Here is a 19,081-nt window from a genome sequence, read left to right as displayed (position 1 = left end):
AAATATATAATTACAAATGAATAATCATAGCTTCCCAAAATTCTCTTAATAAACTTGCATTCAGATTTTCAGTAAACCAGACACTCAATAATGGATCATATTATCTAGAACTTATATATTCAAATTATATAATATAAATATAAATTTCAAATAACTATTTTTATTAAACTTCTATTACTTTTTAAATAATATTTCGACAATCACTTATTCTTTTAAATATATTTTTATGCGTAATCACTAAAAGAATCATTAATGAATTAAAAACTAACTTTTTTGACTTAAACATCATATATCCCGCAAAAAATAAAGAGCCTCTTTTTGTAATATTATCATTATTACAAGAGTACTCTTCACTTCAGGCACAATCAAAAAAAATAATAACCAGTATGTCTGTCTACTTTGCATCTACTAAGGAAGCTCAACTCGCATACTCTCACTGATTAAGCGAATCACACCAAATCGTAGATTTGGATTCTCTGCCCACGTCAGCAAATCCTACTAATAGACACGTCTATGTGCAGAATTCACTTCCTTGTCTGCACAAAATATACTCAGCATCTTTGATCTATTATTTATTTTCAGGTGCCTTAATTATTATGTTTACATGTACATTAGTTTGCTGGTTCCCATTTACAACGAACTGGTGATACAATAGCGCTTTCTTTCTTTAATTCCTTGAATGCATTATCAATTTCTTTACGATCTAAACCAGATAATTTTTCAACCTCACCTGCACTTACTGGCTTTCCAGCTTCTCTCATAACTTCTAAAACTTTTTCTTTAACGCTCATTACTTTAACTCCCTTCAGTACGAATTATTTATTTTCTTTGATTATATTCCAAAAAAATAATTTAATCAATAATCACTTTCCAATAAAATCTATTATCGATTTCAAATATTCTTTCTCATGTATACAGAATTCATGAGCTCTTATATTAAATTTTAACTTTTCATCAATTGAAAAAGCCATAATACGGTCATGGCCATCTAAAATCAACTTTTTAAATTCACTAACTGATAACTTTATCATTTTCTCCACTTCATGTCCAATATTAAATTTAGGATCTTTTACATTATATAAATATACTTCACATATTTCATTATTTAAAAAGCTATTTAGATTCATTTTTTCTCTTATGCTTCCAACAAACCTTAAGTTCTTAGAATTAATTTCTATCCCTATTTCTTCTTCGACTTCACGTTTTAATGCATTTTCTATTTCCTCTCCAATATCAACATGACCTGCTGCTGAGATATCATATAATCCTGGAAAATCTTTTTTCTTATATGATCTCTGTTGAAGATATATCCATTTTTCATTGCTAGACTCATCTACAATCCAACAATGCACAACCTTATGTAGAAGTCCCTTTTCATGTATTTGCGAACGAGAAGCTACACCAATTTCATTTAACTCTTCATCATAAAATGACAGCTTTTCTTCACTTTCCGTAAATATCTCCTCCTTTCATCTGTTTTTATTTCTATCAAAAACACTGTTATAGTATATTAACATCTATATAATGAAATTTTTCTATTAAACAATTTTCTTCATGCAAATACTATTACTATCATTTACATATGGACCATAGTTTTCAGTCAACTTATATCCCATACTCTTGTATAAACTAACAGCCGCCTTTTGTCTGCTTCCTGTCTGCAAAACAATATTTTTAATATTACTCTCAATTGCCAACCTTTCAATTTCTTTTACTATAATCTTAGCTACTCCTCTGCACCTATTTTCTAATGATACATATACCCTCTTCACTTCCGCTAAATCCCAATCAAGAAATTTTAAGCATCCACAACCTATTGGTTTCTGGTTAACATATATTATAATTGTCTTTAACTCACTAACCCTATTGTGTGATGAATAATTATTTTGCATCTCTCCATATATTTCGAATAACTCCTCATCAAGTTGCTTCTCTAAAAACTTAAAATCTACATCCTCCGAAGTGGTTCTTCTGACTATATAATCCATTCTTGCCCCCAATTTATATTTTTTAGTATCTGTATTCTAATAAATTTAATTTATCAAAACCTATATTTGTCTAGTAAAATACTACTCTAACTTCAAGTAATTTTTAAATTAATATATCATTTTTTATCTTTCATCAGAAACTCCACTAATTTTTCTTCATGATTAAATACTAATTCATAATTAAATTTTGGTTTCTCTATCACTATTAATTTGATCTTGGCTTCCCGGGCTGCCCTAAGCTTTTCGAGAACTCCGCCTTCTTTACCACTATCTTTAGTCAAAATCGCCTTAATATTATACTGGTAAATAAATGCTTTCTCCAGTTCATAAGATATCGGACCTTGAAGTGCTATAATATCTTTAATATTAATTCCTTTTTCAACTATCTTCTCTAATACTTTAGGTGATGGCAAAATTCTATGTATTACTCTATGGTTAAACTCTAAGTTTACAAACTTAGAAACATTATTTCCGCCTGTAGTATTCAAAATATTTCCATCTATATTTTTTATAATTTCAATAGCCTCATCATAATCTTTAACTCTTACTATATCTTCCCCATTAATACTCTCAAGAGCACCTAATCTTTCATATCTTATATACTTAATCTTAAGATAATTTGCGCACTCTAATGCAGTCTTGGTAACTTCTTGTGCATAAGGATGAGAGGCATCAACTAGTATATCAATTTGATTGACCTCTATCCATTTTAGCATTTCTTCTGCATTCAAAGGTTTTGTGTTTAGCTGCTTTATATTAAATTCCTTGAGTAACTCTCCTCCATACGCTGTAGCAGTTGTAACAGCAATGTCACTAGTGTATTTATTTATTAACGATAAAATTTTTCTTCCTTCTGAAGTTCCTAAGATAAATCCAATCATACTTTCTCCATTCCAGATTGCCAAGACACATTTAAAAAATAATGAGCCAACCATGCTAATTTATTTCAAATTTATGTAGTGCATCATCAACTCATTATTTTCTTTTATATACCTAAATACAAACTATCTCTATCTTTTATTTTCATAACCTCTAGGTGTTATAAATCTTTCATCTTTATAATAACTTTTTGAATTTCCTACTATTACAATAGACATCATATCTACTATATCTTCATCAAAATCTTTGATAGTAAATAATTTATAACTTTGCCCTTCTCTAAGTGCATGTCTTACTACTGCCACTGGAGTGCTATCCTGTCTAAACTCCCTTATTATATCAATACACTCTCTTAAATAGTCAGGTCTTCCTTTACTTTTAGGATTATATAAAGATATTACGAAATCCCCTTCTGCTGCAAGTTTTACTCTCTTCTTTATATCTTCATAAGGCGTCATTAGATCACTTAAGCTAATATTGCAATTATCATGCATAAGAGGCGCCCCAACTACAGAACCTGCTGCACTACTTGCTGTAATACCTGGAATTATCTCCACATCCTCATCTTTTTTAAGTTCAAGTATCAATCCAGCCATTCCATAAATACCTGCATCTCCAGTACTTATTAATGCAACATTTTTATCTTTACATAAATTTAAAGCTTCCTTGCATCTAGCTTCTTCACCTTTCATTCCTGTCGAATATAACTCTTTATCTTTAACTAAGTCTTTTATCATGTCAATATATTTGTTATACCCTACAACAACATCACTATCTTCAATGGCCTTTAATGCTCTTATACTCATATTCTCAATACTTCCAGGCCCTATGCCTATTACTCTTAATTTTCCCATATTTCAACCAACCTCTTTTCGCTTTATTTTTATCCTTCGAATAAAATCTAATTCTTCTTATCATTATCTAATTCTATATTATAGCATTTCGCTATAATATTAGGTAACTAATTATGTGAGATAATATTTGAACTCTTAAAAATGTAAATTATTTATTGCATATTTTTCTTATTGAAACAATATTAATTATGCGATATCCACTACCTAAAATAAAGTATTATATTTTGAAATATTCCGTTTCTCTGCTTATATTTCTATAGTTATGTGATATATTGGCTCCGAATTTAATGGAATCATCTTTTTTTATTATATTTCCCTTTTCGCAAAAGCAAAAAGAGATGTTGCTTCTCCTACTTGTCAATAAGTAGTTTTCACAACATCTCTTAATATTTCTTATTCTTCTGCTGCCTTGAAAGTTCCTTCAATAAATTTATTAGGATTAAATATATGCTCTATTCTTGGTAGTGAAATTCCCAAAGTTTCTCTTAGAACATCTTCTACTGTTTCTACAGCTATAATAGTTAATTGTTCCTTAACTTCTTGTGGAACCTCATTTAAATCAACTACATTATCCTTTGGAATTAACACTTTTGTAATTCCAGCTCTTTGAGCTCCTAATAATTTTTCTTTAAGTCCTCCTATAGGAAGAACTGCTCCTCTTAGAGTTATTTCTCCTGTCATTGCAAGTTTTGAATCTACTTTTATACCTGTAACAAGTGATGCAAGTGCAGTAAATAATGCAATTCCTGCTGATGGTCCATCTTTAGGAACGGATCCTGATGGAACATGAATATGAATATCTCTTTCTCTAAAGTTTATCGCATTAATTGGCAATCTTGATTTTAATAAACTTAAAGAGATTTGTGCAGATTCTTTCATAACATCTCCTAGCTGTCCAGTTAAAACAATTTGTCCATTTCCCAGCATTCCTGTAGCTTCAATGAAAAGTATTTCTCCACCTACAGATGTCCAAGCCAGTCCAGTTACAACTCCTGGAACATTATCATTTTGAGCCTTATCATGACTTGAGACTTTTCTTCCTAGTAAATCCTCTAAATCATCTTCTTTAACCTTAAAAGGTAATTCAACTTTGTTGGATACAATCTTTTCTGATGTAACTCTTGCAAGCGTCGCTATTTGCTTCTTAAGGCCTCTTACTCCAGCTTCTAAAGTATATTCACTTATAATTCTTTCTAAGGCTTCATCTTCTATAACAAGCTGACTACTATTTAATCCATGATCTTCAAGAACCGATGGAATTAAATGATTTTTTCCTATATGGAATTTTTCATTCATAGTATAACTAGAAATTTGAATTACTTCCATTCTATCTAATAGAGGTCTTGGTATAGTATCTAGTGAATTAGCTGTAGCAATAAAGAATACATTAGATAAATCATAAGGTACATCTAAATAGTGATCAGTGAAAGTATCATTTTGTTCTGGGTCTAGTACTTCTAATAATGCACTTGCAGGATCTCCATTATAGCTAGCCATCAACTTATCTACTTCATCTAAAACCATAACTGGATTTATTTCTCCTGCTTTCTTTATACTTTGAATAATTCTTCCTGGCATTGCACCTACATAAGTTCTTCTATGACCTCTTATTTCTGCCTCATCACGCACTCCACCTAAGCTTAATCTTACATATTTTCTGTTTAAAGCTTCTGCAATGCTCTTTCCTAGGCTTGTCTTACCTACTCCTGGAGGACCTACTAATAATAGAATAGAACCCTTTTTATCATTTTTAAGCTGCATAACTGCTAAATGCTGTATTATTCTATCTTTAACTTTTTCTAATCCATAATGCTGCTCATCTAATATTCTTCTTGCTTCTTCCAAATCAATATCTTTAAATTCTTGCTTTTTCCAAGGAAGCTGAATTAATAATTCTAGGTAGTTTTTAATAACATTGTATTCAGCACTATTTGGACTTTGGCTTTCTAATTTTCCTAATTCCTCTAAAGCAACTTCTTTTATTTCATCCGGCATTTGCGCCTCTTCAATTCTACTTAAGTAGTTCTTGTCCTTTTTAGAAGTTGTACTTTTTCCTTCATTCAATTCTTCTTGAATCGCTTTTAACTGCTCTCTTAATACTGTTTCCCTATAATTCTTATTAGCTTTTTCTGTAAATCTTTCTGCTAATTCAAATTGCAATTTCAAAGATTCTTTTTGTTTTAATAAATAATCTATAAATTTAAGACCTCTATCCTTTAATGATTGAGTTTCCAACAAATCATATTTTTCCTCACTTGAAATTTGCATGAAATGAGATAAATATCCTATAAGCTTATTCAAATCTTTTTGCCCTTCTACAGCTAACATAAACTTTTCTGACCCTTTAAAATTCTCACTAATTTCACGAGTAACTTTTTTAATATACTCTACCATTTCGTCCTTACTTTTTTCTGTAAGATCAATAATATCGGGTGCAAATTCGAATTCGGCTTTAATAAATTCTTCCTCAATACTAAATGTTTTAATTTCAACTCTATCTAATATTTTAATTTCTGCTTTATATCCCTTTTCTGTTTTTTCAATTGCATTTACTTGAAATGTAACACCAACTCTATGAAAATCTTCTTCCTTTAACTTACTTTGACCAAAGTTTTGTTTTAAAGGTAATGCAATATTAACTATATCTTCATCTGATAAACTTTCAATTTGAGTTTCACTAAATTTATTAAATTTTAGTGTATGGTACATTCCAGGTAATAACACTATATCTGACACCGGAATTACTCTTCCTATATTATTTTTATCATCTAAATTTATCATAATAATCATCCTTCCTATTAGAACATTCTTAAACGAGCATTCATTTAAAGATTAGTTAAGCAATAGCGAGATACTTCTGCAATTATATTTTCACAAAATCTCTCGCACTAAAAAACAGTCCTTTTAATTTATATAAGTAATGCATCTTGCACTATTCTAATGAGTTCCTTTAGCAACTCAATTTTTTCATTTTCATCAATACATGAATTAATAGCAATTGATTTTACTGGATAAAAAAGTATTGCTCTTAAATTATCATTTTGAAGATTTTTAAAAACTTTTCTTTCTTTCATTTCATCAAGAAAATTATTTAGGTTATTTATTCCCCTCTTAGTCAAACATTGATTTGATAAAGCTGGGCAATTAGCAAATTGGTCTACGAAATGAAAGACTTCTCCATGCTCCCTAATATAAATAAAATACTCTTTAACAATAATTTCAATAACTTGCTGACCATTCCTCTTATTGTTAAGTTTACTGAGTATGTAATCAAAAATATCTTCAGAATATTCAAGATATATGTCTTGTAACATGACTTCTTTATTTTCATAATATATATATACTGTAGCAGGTGACACCCCTGCCTCTTTTGCTATTTTCGAAATAGACGTACCGTGAAAGCCTTCTTTAAGAATTAATTTAATAACTGCTTCCTTTATGTTCTTTTGCTTTTCATCGTCTTTCCTTCTCATTTAAACACCTCTATTATTATATTTCTATAATAAACGAACATTCTTTTATTGTCAATATATATTCCACCAATTTTATCTTATTAAATATTAATTTTCTTTTAAAATCTACATTAAAAATACTAAAACTATAACTTATTTAATTTTTTAATTTACTAATACATTCATCCTAATTCTCAAATTAATATCGTAAAATATTAAAAATCACTATTAAACTTTAAAATAGTGATTTTTAATACTTTCCAAACTTTTATGTTTAAAATAAGAAGTAACTTAAATCAAACAATATCCTACATATTTAATACGTGTCTACATTCGCTAGCACATTGACTACATACATCAGCACATGTTTGACAATGTTCATCATCGAATCTGCCACATTCTTTTGCACAGCTTTCACAAACTGCAGCACATACAGTAGCTATTTCTCTTATATGCCCGCTTCCTCTTGAAATAAAACAAGCTGTTGTAGAGCAAATTTCAGCACAATCTTGAAGTGATTTAATGCAATACATTCTATCTCTAGCATCACTATGTTGTAAACATAAGTTTAAACATTCCTCACATATTTGTACACATTTGCTGCAAGCATCAATGCAATATTGCATTGGGTTTCCTTCCGATATTAATGAATTTGAATGTCTGGTCATAGTTGCTTCCATTTTTGTTTCCTCCTTTATTATTTTATTGATAACAAAATATATTTTCTTCTAACGCACTAAAAATATACTTTGTAATTTCTGCTTAAGTCGCCTATAAAATTCAAAAAGGATGCATTTGATATTTTTTTATATAAACTTTTTAGTTTATACTTGTTATATCTTAAATCTTTGTACTTAATATATTTGCGCATCAAAAACAGGAGCAGATTAAGTAACATCTGCTCCTAATTTATATATGTTCTATATTTAAATTCTTTTATACAAGCTAACGACATGTACTTCCCAAAACTCATCTACCCATAAACCAACTATTGTATCAACGGAAAAATTCCAATTTTTAATCAAATTTGTGGCTTCTTCTATTTGCCTATAATGCACCTCAGCATCCACTGGATTCGCAGCACAGTCATAATGGCCTACCAATCCAATTATTTTGGATTTATGAGCCTTAACTGAAATATTAATCTTATCTTTTAATCTACTTGAATAAAACGGATTCCCTTCTGACACTATCTTGTCCATTCCAGGCTCAGTTATTAAATCTACATACTCCACATTAAAATTTTCTTTTATCCAATTTATTACTGGAATCTGAGTCCTTCCGTCAATACAATTTAAAACTGTCCCAAAGCTTTTTCTCATTCATACCACCTAAAACTATTATTCTTAGGTAAGATATGAATATAAGTTAGCGTTTGCTATCAATCTCTTCAAATAAAGATGATAAATGAAATCTATATTTCATTTTTATCTCTAAATTCAATTTCTGTACCCTCAGGAGCCTTTAGTTTAAATAAGAAACTATCCTCAACTTTATATATTACTTCATTATTTTTAACCCTAAAATTGTTATAACCTAAACTTTTAATCCTATTAAATTCTTCTTGAACATTATCCACTAAAAAGCACATATGAACTATTCCTTCGCTTAACTTACTCCACTTAGAAAGATTTTCTCCCTTCTTGCTGGTTTGTAACTCAATCATGAATGTTCCTAGTTTTAACCATGTATTATAATCTCTAGTATGGAAATTCTTTGTCTCTTCTACAATCTCAAACCCAAGAATATTTTTATAAAATTCAAGCGATTCTTTGTAACTATTAGTTTGAATGCACACATGGTGCATAGCTTTTATTCCCATTATTTTTCCTCCATAATAAATCTATTTATGCTTGTAAATTTATCCATAACTATTCTATTTAAATACAACATATTGTCCCTCGTACTCTGCGAAAATAGTTTCCTTATTTTTAATAACAACCTTAAGATCTAATCTACTCTTGTTGTGTCTCGTGTATGTTTCGAGAAATTCTCTTCTTGTTTCATCACCAAAAATTTCACATTCTGCAGTGAAATCTTCACGTATAGGAGCTCTATAATTTATATTACTTTTTTTAATTACTATCTGAGCCTTTGGGTCAGTTTCTTTAATATTTACAAAAACCATAGACCATCCGCATATTGTCATCAAAGTATTTATACTTCCTCCAAACGCTGTTAATTTATCATTTATATTAGGTTTTAATTTAGCAGCAAGTCTAACTCTCGACTTAGTAAACTCTGTAACACTTATGCCCATAGCTTCTGTAATTGGTATATTGGTATGTAAAAACTGCTCAAACTCATTCTCACTCATTATCTTACCTCCGATGTTCATCTACATGTATTGTAGACAAAATATAATATTTATAAATTTTATCATATAACTCAATTTAAATCCAATATATGACATAATAGTGCAATCAAATGATTATTATTCTAATATTTAAATATAATTGTCTTAACTTGTCAGACATGCTATTGTTATCTATATAAATTCTAATATTAAAGGAGCAATTATGAAAAATATTACACATTATTTATTAGTTTCATTTATTTTAATTTTATTATCATTTATAATGTTTTTTATTCATTATTTAGTATTTGGGCAATTAGAAAACACAATTTATTACTCTTTTATGAGCCTCTGTTTTATCCCTATAAATATATTAGTCGTAACCCTAGTATTTGAGAAGCTTGTAGAAAGACGTACTAAACTTGAGCGTTTAAGCAAATTAAATATGTTAGTTGGATTATTTTTTAGTGATATTGGTTTTACTCTATTGGAAATAATAGTAGCTGGTGATGCGAATATACAATATTTAAATCTAGATTTTACAGACTTAAAAACTTCTAATAATAAACTAAAATCTTATGAACACATAATAGACTTTGAAAAAATTAATTATCCTAGGCTTGAAAAACTAGTTCTCGAAAGTAGAGATATTTTATCTAACCTTATAAGTAATGAGAATATATTAGAGCATGAAACCTTTGCCGATTTACTTATGTCTCTAATGCATTTAAGAGATGAAATTGTATTTTTACAATATAAAACACTGACAAAAGATGACTCTACTCACATAAAAGGTGATATTTGCAGAGTTTATAGGGCATTAACTTCTCAATGGATAAATTACCTTTCTCACTTAAAGCAATTTTATCCTTATCAATATAATGGTGCCATCAAATTCAATCCGTTTACAGTTACTAGCAGATAATAATTAAAGCAGGAGCTTTAAATTCTCCTGCTACGATTTCTATAATCATTAATTTAAAGTTTAAATCTTATTTTACAATATTATGTTTATTGCCTCACCACATTTTTGGCACTTATTGTCTTTTATAAATACATTAGTTGAATAACCATTCCTCTCAATAAGCAGTTCATTGCAATTATCACAATAAGTATTATTATCCACTCCTTGAACATTTCCTATATATACATGTTTCAAGTATTTCTTTGCTTCATTTTGAGCTTCTGTTATCTTTTCTATTTTTGTAGCCTCATTCTCCATTTTGTATCTTGGAAAATATCTGCTTAAATGAAGAGTTATATTTTCATCAACACTAGCTATAAATTCAGCTATTTGCCTTGCTTCTTCTAAAGAATCGTTCTCTTCGCTGACAAGTAAAGTGGTAATTTCCACATGACAGTATTCACTGCACCTTTTTATAGTTTCTAGAACAGGCTCAAGTTTTGCACCACAAATATTATTATAATACCTATTTGTATATCCCTTTAAGTCTATATTCATAGCATCTACATAAGGAAGAAGCTTCCTAAGCGGCTCTTCATTAATATAGCCATTAGTAACAACCATAACACTCGTATCAGTATTATTCTCTTTTATGCCCTTTGCAGCATCATACATATATTCATACCACATGAAAGGTTCATTATAAGTAAATGCAATACCAATATTATTTTCTATGGTTGGGATAATGCCTATTAGTTTTTCAACGCTTATATATTGGGTTTGTGGCTTTCCCTGGGATATCTCATAATTTTGGCAAAAGCTACAAGTCATATTACACCCAAAGCTTCCAATTGATAAAATATCTTTTGATGGTTTGAAATGATATAAGGGTTTCTTCTCAATGGGATCAACTCCCATTGAAGTTACTTCTCCATAATTTATGGCAATAGGGACTTTAGATTTCAACGTTCTAACTCCACAAATTCCAAACTTCTCTTCATCTATTAAACAATTATGTGGGCATATTCTACATCTTACTTTATCTTTAACTTCCTCATAAAACGGTATCTTTTTTTCCACTATTTATCACCTTCTTTAAATAAAGTATATGATATTCACAAATATCTTTGATTTTTAAAACTATACTATCTAACCTGTTTAAATGATTGTTCTTTGCAGGGAAAAATGTATAACATAATATGCTCTCCATCATATAATATACAAAAAGCATAGAATAACATCCTCATCGTAACTACCAAAACTAGTTTTACTCAACTTTTGTTTGTATAAAATTTCATTCTACTTAACTTATTTAAGGGGTGAAAACTATGCAATTACTATATTTATTTTTAATAGCAATTCTTAATAGTATCGATAATTTGGGAGTAGGAATAGCTGGAATCAAAGTAAAATTTTCTAAAAATCTATTAATAGCCTTTCTTGCTTTTGCAGTATCTTTTATAGCCTCTTTATCTGGACAATTTATATCAACCTTCCTTAATGATGAAGAGTGCTCTATCATAAGTATGCTTCTTTTAGTATTAATGGGCATAAAGATGATATACTCATCGCTTTCTAAAAAGCAAAATGATAATTTTGACAAAGTAAAGGAATTGAGCTATAAAGATGCTTTTTCAATAGGCATTGCTTTAGCACTTGATGATATAAGCAGCTCAGTTAGTTCTGCATTAATAGGATATAGTGCTTTTATGGTATCCTTGCCATATTTCATAATTAGTTTAGCTATATTTTTTTCTGGTAATTTTGCATTGAGATTTATCACAAAGCTAAATATAGGAAATAAACCAACTATTTTAGCCGGGCTATTAATGATAATAATAGGAATATCGCAATTTTTTGAATAAATTTGTTTTACCTTATAAATATTAATTACTAAAATTTATATTCTTTTATTATACTAAAAGAGGCGGTTTTCTAATTCTAAAAATAAGTTTTTAGTTAACCCCTCTTTAACCTTAAGTATATTTATTATCTATGCTTCCTTATACCTTACAACTTCAAATCTTTCTATCTTATAATCCTCATCAAAATCTATATCTCCTTTATCACATGCAATTTGCAATTGTTCATCTACTGTTTCTACCCCTTCAAGATCCGGAAGTAACAGTCCTCGTCTCATTCCTAAAGAAACAATTACTCCATATTTTTTAGGATCTAAATCCTCTTTATTACATGGTTCCGAGTCCATAAGAACATCTACAGATATATCAATATCATCCATTTCATCTTCTGAAACTTCTGGAAATCTTGGATCACTCATAGCCGCTTCTATGGAATTTCTTATTATTTCCTCGCCTACAGAACCTGTTGTGGGTGCAATTGTTCCTATACATCCTCTAAGATTACCAAATTTCTTTAAAGACACAAAAACACCATGTCTTTCATTTAAGAGTTCTTTTGGTAAATCAGAAATATCTTCTATACTTTTTCCGTGAGAAAAATAATAGTTTAGATTTTCCCTTGCAAGTTTTACATAGGCATTGCTCTCATTTAACTTTGTCTTTAATTTTTCTTCTTTGTATCTCATTAGCTCGTCTAAATATTTCCTATCTTGCTGCTGTCTGCTAAGTTTCATTACTCCATAGCCCACTCCAAAAGTCCCTTCATATGATAAAAGTTCTCCTTTTATTTCTTTACCTTCCATTGCTCCAAGAAGTATATAAACTGAGTTCAATCCACATTGTCCAGACTCGCTAATCATAGTTCTATTCATATTAAAAGCTCCTAAAACATCACCTTTTTCAAGGTTACCCAAAAGAGCTTTGTCAAATAGTTCCCCATATGGTGAATATGAATATGGTCCTTCCTCTTTAAGTTTATGTGAAAGATCACCACTTGCTATAATAACAGCTTTTCTATTTAATTTTTCTGCTACATTTTTTATCTCCATACCAAATTTATATAAATTAATATCCCCTATCATTGAGTAAGTAATGTGAACTAATTTGTAGTCTTTATAGTATTTATTAATAAAATACAATGGTACTATACTTCCATGATCTAATTCATAATTAACGTTATATCTATGTAATAACTCTGAATCCACAAGGACTGACGGAATTCCCTCCACATGACACGCGGTGCCAAGTTTAACATTAAACTCCTTATCTATAGGAATATCCATCTTTATGTTTGTACATCTAAATTGGCTTAAATCTCCCGAAATTTTTTCCTCATCTGATATGGCTATTGCATCAGAAAACATTGTAGCATGAGGTGTTATAATTATTATTGTATCTGGTTTAATATCTGCTACTTCTCTCCCTATTTTATTACATGCTAAGCTTGTTTCCTCTATTTTCTTTTCTTCACCTTTACCTATGTCAGGTATAATTATTGGTGGGTGTGGCATTAAATAATAACCTAATATATTTTCCATGTTCTCACCTCCTACTTAAAATCATTCTTTTTCCTTAAGTTTTTCGTTTTCTTTAACTTTTTCTAAGTAATTTTTTTGATTTACTATATTTTCTTCGAAATTTTCTACTGCATGTTTAGTGAAATTTCCAACACTCATAATATTCTTAAACTTATTGCCTTCACTATTTCTGTTCATTAGTTAAATTCTCCTTTCTAAATAATTATTTAAGCTAATTTTCTTTAAATATAAAAACTTTTTATCAAAAGCATTTTTAACGAAAATTGCTTATCTTTCAATTTCCTTGTCTTTTTTATTATTGGTGTTTTTAACTTCTTCTCCAGAATAATGGAAATTCTGAATTGCTGTAGTCAAATCACTTCCTAAGCTACTAATGCTTTTTCTTTTATCATAAGGCTTATTCTTCATAAATTTGTCCTCCCAAGTTCTGATTTATCTTAAAAAATTGGGCAAATTATTTTTATAGAAATAATTTTCTGTAAGGAATTATTTCGTTTTTATTATTTCTATAAATATATTTATTATGCTTGTAGCATACTAAACTCATAAGCCAACAGCTTATTATTAACTTTCTTATTAATATTAGTCTAAATCCTTATATGAGGGTTAAAATCCTCTCAATTTGGCATTATTCACTGCATTATCTAATTTTTAATAGTTTGACTAATATTTTTTAACAATGTTATTATAGTTATTATTCTTAAAATAAATATTAATTTATTTCACTTTACATACTTAAAGTAATGATAAAAGTAAATTTAAAGAGTAATTAGGAATCATATACTTAATTTTAGAAATTGTATATAACTATATTTGATGTAAAGGATGATTAATGTGAAATCAACTACGAAACATGGAGATGTTGCAAAACTGAGTGCTGGGGGAATACTTATAGCACTAGGTGTAGTTTACGGAGATATTGGAACTTCACCACTTTATGTAATGAAATCAATTATTGAAGGTAATGGTGGATTGAAGAATATATCTGAAAACTTTATTCTTGGATCATTATCTCTAATTTTTTGGACAATTACAATTTTAACAACAATAAAATATGTCCTTATAACTTTAAATGCAGATAATAATGGTGAAGGTGGGATCTTTTCACTATTTACCTTGGTTAGAAATCGTGCAAAATGGCTTATCATTCCGGCAATGATTGGTGGATCAGCATTGCTGGCCGATGGAACTCTAACTCCTGCTGTGACCGTAACCTCAGCAGTTGAAGGATTAGATTTAATTCCAAGTTTTAGTGCTGTTTTTGGTAGTCAGCTTGATATTGTTACAATTGTAATAATAATATTAAGTGCTCTCTTTTTCATTCAGCACTTTGGAACTGATTTGATTGGAAAAATGTTTGGTCCAATAATGTTTGTCTGGTTCTCTGCATTAGCTGTATGGGGAATCATTGGTATTACCCATGATTGGACATTATTGCGTGCCCTATCGCCATACTATGCAATTAACACTCTTTTTAGCAGTGAAAACAAAGCAGGCTTTTTTATACTTGGCAGCATATTTTTAGCAACAACAGGTGCCGAAGCTCTTTACTCAGATCTTGGGCATGTTGGTAAATATAATATTTATGGTTCTTGGCCATTTGTTAAGATATGTTTATTATTGAACTATTTTGGTCAGGGAGCCTGGTTATTATCAGCTAGACATAATCCTACTTTTACAAACATGGAAGATTTAAATCCATTTTTTCAATTAATTCCATCGTCTTTTTTAATTTTCGGTATAATAATTTCAACTTTAGCAGCAATTATTGCTTCACAAGCGCTAATTTCAGGCTCTTTTACCCTTGTTTCTGAAGCGATTAAGCTAAATTTATTTCCCAGATTACATATTATGTATCCATCTAGCACTAAGGGACAACTTTACATACCTTCAATTAATAAATTTTTATGGATTGTCTGTATTGCAGTTGTTCTCTACTTTGGAAATTCTGCTAGAATGGAAGCAGCTTACGGATTATCGATTACAGTTACTATGTTAATGACTACCATTCTTTTATTTAATTACTTATTGAAGAAAAAAACACCACTCGTTGTTGCTATATTAATCCTTGTTTTCTTTAGTGCATTTGAGTTTTCTTTCTTCATTGCAAATATTATTAAATTTACTCATGGAGGATTTATCGCTGCTTTAATTGCTTTTGCAATCTTATGCATTATGTATATTTGGATTAAAGGTTACTATATTAAGATGCGTTTATTAGAACACGTTCCAATTGAGGATTATAAAACTCAACTTAATCAATTACGTCAAGATAGCGACCGTCCTAAGTATACAACAAACCTTGTATGTTTAACTAGCAGCCAAGATCCTAAACAAATAGAAAGAAAAATAATGTACTCTATTTTAGATAAAAGACCTAAAAAAGCAGACGTTTATTGGTTTGTTAATATTGCTGTTACTGATGAACCTTATGTAGCAGAGTACTCAGTAGATACTCTAGGAACATTATATATTGTTAGAGTTCAAATAAGGCTTGGATTTAGAGTAGATCAAAAATTAAATGTTTTTCTACGTCAAATTTCAACTAACCTAGTTGAAAATGGTGAAATAAAGATTCAATCCAGAAATTATACAACTATGCCTGATAGAAAAGTCGGAGATTTTCGTTTTCTTTTAATTCAAGAACAACTTTCATATGAAACAGCTTTGAATTTCTGGGAAGAATTAATACTTAAAGCTAAATTATTTATAAAAAGATACACTGTTTCCCCAACAAAATGGTTTGGCCTTGAGAATAGTGATGTTGATGTTGAAAAAGTACCTTTATTCATAGGAAAATATAATCATGTAACTTTAAAAAGAACTCCAAAATAGCATTATTAAATTAGTTTTTATTTAAATATAACTGTCCACAATTTAGTGGACAGTTATATTTTTCCTTTCAATCTTTAGTTAATTTCTACAATTTCTTTTTTCTATAGCTTTATATATAAATATAAGAATTGTTCCTATTAAGTATGAAATGATATCACAAAGATCAAAAGTTGATCCAATAATTATTTTAGCTATTTTAAAATCTTCCATGTGCAAAAGAGAAACCAAATTAAAATACTGTCCTATCTCAATTAAGCAAGCAAATATGAAAACATATATTGGTGAAACCTTCTTAGTAAACACTCCGATAAAAAAATAAATTAAACATACAACTAATACATCTCCAATAAAAGGTCTAATTATATTATCATGTATAAAAGTTCCAATATACACTTCTATTAAAAATAAAGCTATGAAAATGTATAAATATTTGTAGTTTACTCTCATATCAATCCCTCCCATTAATCTAACTTAAATTTATAACTTTTAGGCATTTATTTCCACTAATACATATCAGCAGAACAAAATCTCAGCCGACTTTGGAGCTGTAAAACTATTTTCATTATACTTTGTGAAGGCGTTGCCTTCATGGGCAGTTCTTAAAGAATAAAAAATAATAAGGATAGAAGCACCAAATCTCTATCCTCATCATGTATTCTAAATTAATTTATATTTTTCATTATACTTTAATCGCATATAAAAACTGCTTTAAAGTATTCTTCTTGCTGCGTAAAAGTTATATACCGGACCAACCTTAACAACATCACCTGTTTGCGGTGCATGAATCATTTGCCCATTTCCAACGTATATTCCAACATGTCCAGCATGTGGAAACACCAAATCTCCAGGCTGAAGTTGATCCTCACTAACAGGTCGTCCAACATCAACTTGTGTATAAGTTGTTCTCGAAATATCTATCCCTGTAGCATGTTCATAAACATATTCTGTGAACCCTGAGCAATCAAATGTACTTGGTCCTGTTGCTCCCCACACATAAGATGCTCCTAAGTGCTTATATGCCTCATTAAGAACAGCTTGTGCATTGCCTCCAGATGGAGCAGCTACTGATGAACTCGATTTCTGACTACTCTTTGATTGAACACTTGATTGTACATTTGATGATATTACTGATTGCTTCACACTTTCTGCCGCAATCCTATCTTCCTCCTGCTTCTTTTTAGCTGCTGCTGTCTTTCCTTTTTCTATTTTATCATTGATTTCCTTAGTAACAATCGGGCTCTTAATTTGACTATCTCTAATACTAATTAACTGGTTAACTGCTCCTTGAATCTCCGTTGATGAACTATTTGAACTGTCAATTACATCAAATTGATACTTTACAGCTTCTCTTTCAAGTTGCGATAAATACTGTTCATCAAATTTACTTTTTTCTGCTTTGGCTTGATTAGCTAATCCTTCTTCTTCCTTCTTTTTTTGCGACAATTGATTTAAATTATCTTGTGTCTCTTTATTAAGCTTACTAATTTCAGCTTTTTTATCGTCTAAAGATTTTATTTTAGAATTTAGTTCATTTTTCTTATTATTGATATCTTCTATGTAAGACTTATCTTTTCCTACAATCTTACTAACTGCTTGTACTCTTGAGAAAAATTCAGTTGTTGAATCAGAATTAACAACAAAATTTAAATAATTAAATTCCAAGTCTCCTGATGCATACATCACTTTAACTCTTTGCCCTAAAGCCAAATCCAAATCATTGATATCTTTTTTGTATTGCTCAATATCCTTTTTGGTCTTCTCAGTGATTTTATTAATATTGTCTATCTCGATTTTATTTTTATCCACAGTTGCTTGTAACGGTTCCATCTGAGTGTCTAAATCATAAATTTTATTTTCAATATCTTTTATGTTATTTTCTATTTCTGCATATTTCTGTCTTGAAGCATCCAACTGTGAATTATCAGGTGCCGCAAAAGCCGCTATTGAACTACTTGTAGTGATTACTGTTGCTAATATAAGTGCTAAAACCTTATTTTTCATAATACCGTCGGTTGTTACAACCCTTTCCCCCTTTGTCATCCCCTGTTGTACATAATTATAGCACTTTTAGTAACCGTCAACAAACCTCATATATGCTGTGATAATACATTAAATTAGTTTTTCTTCTCCATTCTCCTATTCTCCTTAAAAATTTGGTAAAATCTTCACATCTACTTAAATTCAGGTTTGTAAATATTTTTTATACATTAGCATATTTTATATAAAAATGCAGACTTTTATGATGAGAACATTTTTTAATCCTCTACTACTTTTTCTATAATTTCACTACTACATTTATTACTTCAAAGACCACTCGACTAATATTATTTTGCTTTTTTACATTTGTATTTTTCTACTAGCAAGATCTTTATTTTCATTAGATTTTGGCCTGATAAAAGTAAAAAGCACTAAATCCTACATAGAGAATTTTTGTGCTTTTCTTAAAGTATCTTATATTTATAACCCATATTAT

Annotated in this window: 20 protein-coding genes; 3 read left to right on the top strand and 17 right to left on the bottom strand. The window is 29.4% G+C overall.

Annotated features, from left to right (window positions below):
* Positions 1–611: 611 nt before the first annotated feature.
* The 11 genes from T483_RS0125000 to T483_RS0124950 form a co-directional block, all read right to left on the bottom strand.
* The gene (locus tag T483_RS0125000) at positions 612–791 is read right to left on the bottom strand and encodes a transcriptional regulator (protein WP_026889282.1); all 180 of its coding nucleotides are present in this window, start codon (positions 789–791) and stop codon (positions 612–614) included.
* Positions 792–863: 72 nt separating this feature from the next.
* The gene (locus tag T483_RS0124995) at positions 864–1,352 is read right to left on the bottom strand and encodes an NUDIX domain-containing protein (protein WP_051560564.1); all 489 of its coding nucleotides are present in this window, start codon (positions 1,350–1,352) and stop codon (positions 864–866) included.
* 186 nt (positions 1,353–1,538) lie between these two features.
* Positions 1,539–1,988: a GNAT family N-acetyltransferase gene (locus T483_RS0124990; protein WP_026889280.1), complete on the bottom strand. Its 450-nt coding sequence runs from the start codon at positions 1,986–1,988 to the stop codon at positions 1,539–1,541.
* Positions 1,989–2,104: 116 nt separating this feature from the next.
* A complete protein-coding gene (locus tag T483_RS0124985; protein ID WP_026889279.1) occupies positions 2,105–2,869 on the bottom strand; it encodes a cobalt-precorrin-6A reductase in 765 nt (254 codons plus the stop codon).
* 129 nt (positions 2,870–2,998) lie between these two features.
* Positions 2,999–3,721, bottom strand: a complete 723-nt coding sequence (cobJ, locus tag T483_RS0124980; protein ID WP_026889278.1) for a precorrin-3B C(17)-methyltransferase — start codon at positions 3,719–3,721, stop codon at positions 2,999–3,001.
* Between the two features lie 393 nt (positions 3,722–4,114).
* The gene (gene lon / locus T483_RS0124975) at positions 4,115–6,502 is read right to left on the bottom strand and encodes an endopeptidase La (protein ID WP_026889277.1); all 2,388 of its coding nucleotides are present in this window, start codon (positions 6,500–6,502) and stop codon (positions 4,115–4,117) included.
* A 128-nt stretch (positions 6,503–6,630) separates the two neighbouring features.
* Positions 6,631–7,194: a TetR/AcrR family transcriptional regulator gene (locus tag T483_RS0124970; protein WP_026889276.1), complete on the bottom strand. Its 564-nt coding sequence runs from the start codon at positions 7,192–7,194 to the stop codon at positions 6,631–6,633.
* Positions 7,195–7,481: 287 nt separating this feature from the next.
* Positions 7,482–7,853, bottom strand: coding sequence for a four-helix bundle copper-binding protein (locus T483_RS0124965; protein ID WP_026889275.1), 372 nt, complete (start codon positions 7,851–7,853; stop codon positions 7,482–7,484).
* Positions 7,854–8,099: 246 nt separating this feature from the next.
* Positions 8,100–8,495 carry a carbonic anhydrase gene (locus T483_RS0124960; protein ID WP_026889274.1) on the bottom strand — a complete coding sequence of 132 codons (396 nt, stop codon included), beginning with the start codon at positions 8,493–8,495 and terminating at the stop codon, positions 8,100–8,102.
* Positions 8,496–8,587: 92 nt separating this feature from the next.
* Complete coding sequence (locus T483_RS0124955; RefSeq protein WP_026889273.1) at positions 8,588–8,995, bottom strand: VOC family protein; 408 nt, start codon at positions 8,993–8,995, stop codon at positions 8,588–8,590.
* Between the two features lie 54 nt (positions 8,996–9,049).
* Positions 9,050–9,490, bottom strand: coding sequence for a YiiD C-terminal domain-containing protein (locus tag T483_RS0124950; RefSeq protein WP_026889272.1), 441 nt, complete (start codon positions 9,488–9,490; stop codon positions 9,050–9,052).
* Positions 9,491–9,692: 202 nt separating this feature from the next.
* Between T483_RS0124950 and T483_RS0124945 the strand changes: the two genes are divergently transcribed.
* Positions 9,693–10,394, top strand: a complete 702-nt coding sequence (locus T483_RS0124945; RefSeq protein WP_026889271.1) for a hypothetical protein — start codon at positions 9,693–9,695, stop codon at positions 10,392–10,394.
* A gap of 72 nt (positions 10,395–10,466) precedes the next feature.
* Here T483_RS0124945 and amrS read toward each other — a convergent pair whose 3' ends face one another.
* Positions 10,467–11,453 (bottom strand): AmmeMemoRadiSam system radical SAM enzyme, encoded by a 987-nt coding sequence (gene amrS, locus T483_RS0124940; RefSeq protein WP_026889270.1) that lies wholly within the window; start codon positions 11,451–11,453, stop codon positions 10,467–10,469.
* 248 nt (positions 11,454–11,701) lie between these two features.
* Here amrS and T483_RS0124930 point away from each other — a divergent pair, with 248 nt between their 5' ends.
* On the top strand, positions 11,702–12,238 hold the full coding sequence (locus T483_RS0124930) for a manganese efflux pump (protein ID WP_026889269.1): 537 nt from the start codon (positions 11,702–11,704) through the stop codon (positions 12,236–12,238).
* 128 nt (positions 12,239–12,366) lie between these two features.
* On the opposite strand, the gene amrA is transcribed toward T483_RS0124930, so the two are convergent.
* The 3 genes from amrA to T483_RS31800 form a co-directional block, all read right to left on the bottom strand.
* The gene (amrA, locus tag T483_RS0124925) at positions 12,367–13,773 is read right to left on the bottom strand and encodes an AmmeMemoRadiSam system protein A (RefSeq protein ID WP_026889268.1); all 1,407 of its coding nucleotides are present in this window, start codon (positions 13,771–13,773) and stop codon (positions 12,367–12,369) included.
* A gap of 21 nt (positions 13,774–13,794) precedes the next feature.
* Complete coding sequence (locus T483_RS31805) at positions 13,795–13,950, bottom strand: hypothetical protein (protein ID WP_196244923.1); 156 nt, start codon at positions 13,948–13,950, stop codon at positions 13,795–13,797.
* Positions 13,951–14,040: 90 nt separating this feature from the next.
* Positions 14,041–14,181 carry a hypothetical protein gene (locus tag T483_RS31800; RefSeq protein WP_196244922.1) on the bottom strand — a complete coding sequence of 47 codons (141 nt, stop codon included), beginning with the start codon at positions 14,179–14,181 and terminating at the stop codon, positions 14,041–14,043.
* 426 nt (positions 14,182–14,607) lie between these two features.
* Between T483_RS31800 and T483_RS0124910 the strand changes: the two genes are divergently transcribed.
* Positions 14,608–16,608, top strand: a complete 2,001-nt coding sequence (locus T483_RS0124910) for a KUP/HAK/KT family potassium transporter (protein WP_026889267.1) — start codon at positions 14,608–14,610, stop codon at positions 16,606–16,608.
* A gap of 78 nt (positions 16,609–16,686) precedes the next feature.
* On the opposite strand, the gene T483_RS0124905 is transcribed toward T483_RS0124910, so the two are convergent.
* Both T483_RS0124905 and T483_RS0124900 read right to left on the bottom strand, forming a co-directional pair.
* The gene (locus tag T483_RS0124905) at positions 16,687–17,055 is read right to left on the bottom strand and encodes a DUF2809 domain-containing protein (RefSeq protein ID WP_026889266.1); all 369 of its coding nucleotides are present in this window, start codon (positions 17,053–17,055) and stop codon (positions 16,687–16,689) included.
* 261 nt (positions 17,056–17,316) lie between these two features.
* Positions 17,317–18,609 carry an NlpC/P60 family protein gene (locus T483_RS0124900; RefSeq protein ID WP_026889265.1) on the bottom strand — a complete coding sequence of 431 codons (1,293 nt, stop codon included), beginning with the start codon at positions 18,607–18,609 and terminating at the stop codon, positions 17,317–17,319.
* Between the last annotated feature and the right edge of the window lie 472 nt (positions 18,610–19,081).

The sequence above is a fragment of the Clostridium beijerinckii HUN142 genome (genome assembly GCF_000621745.1).
GTDB classification, from domain to species: domain Bacteria; phylum Bacillota; class Clostridia; order Clostridiales; family Clostridiaceae; genus Clostridium; species Clostridium beijerinckii_A.
Note: the sequence above shows the minus strand (reverse complement) of the source record. Positions and strands in the feature narration are given on the sequence as shown.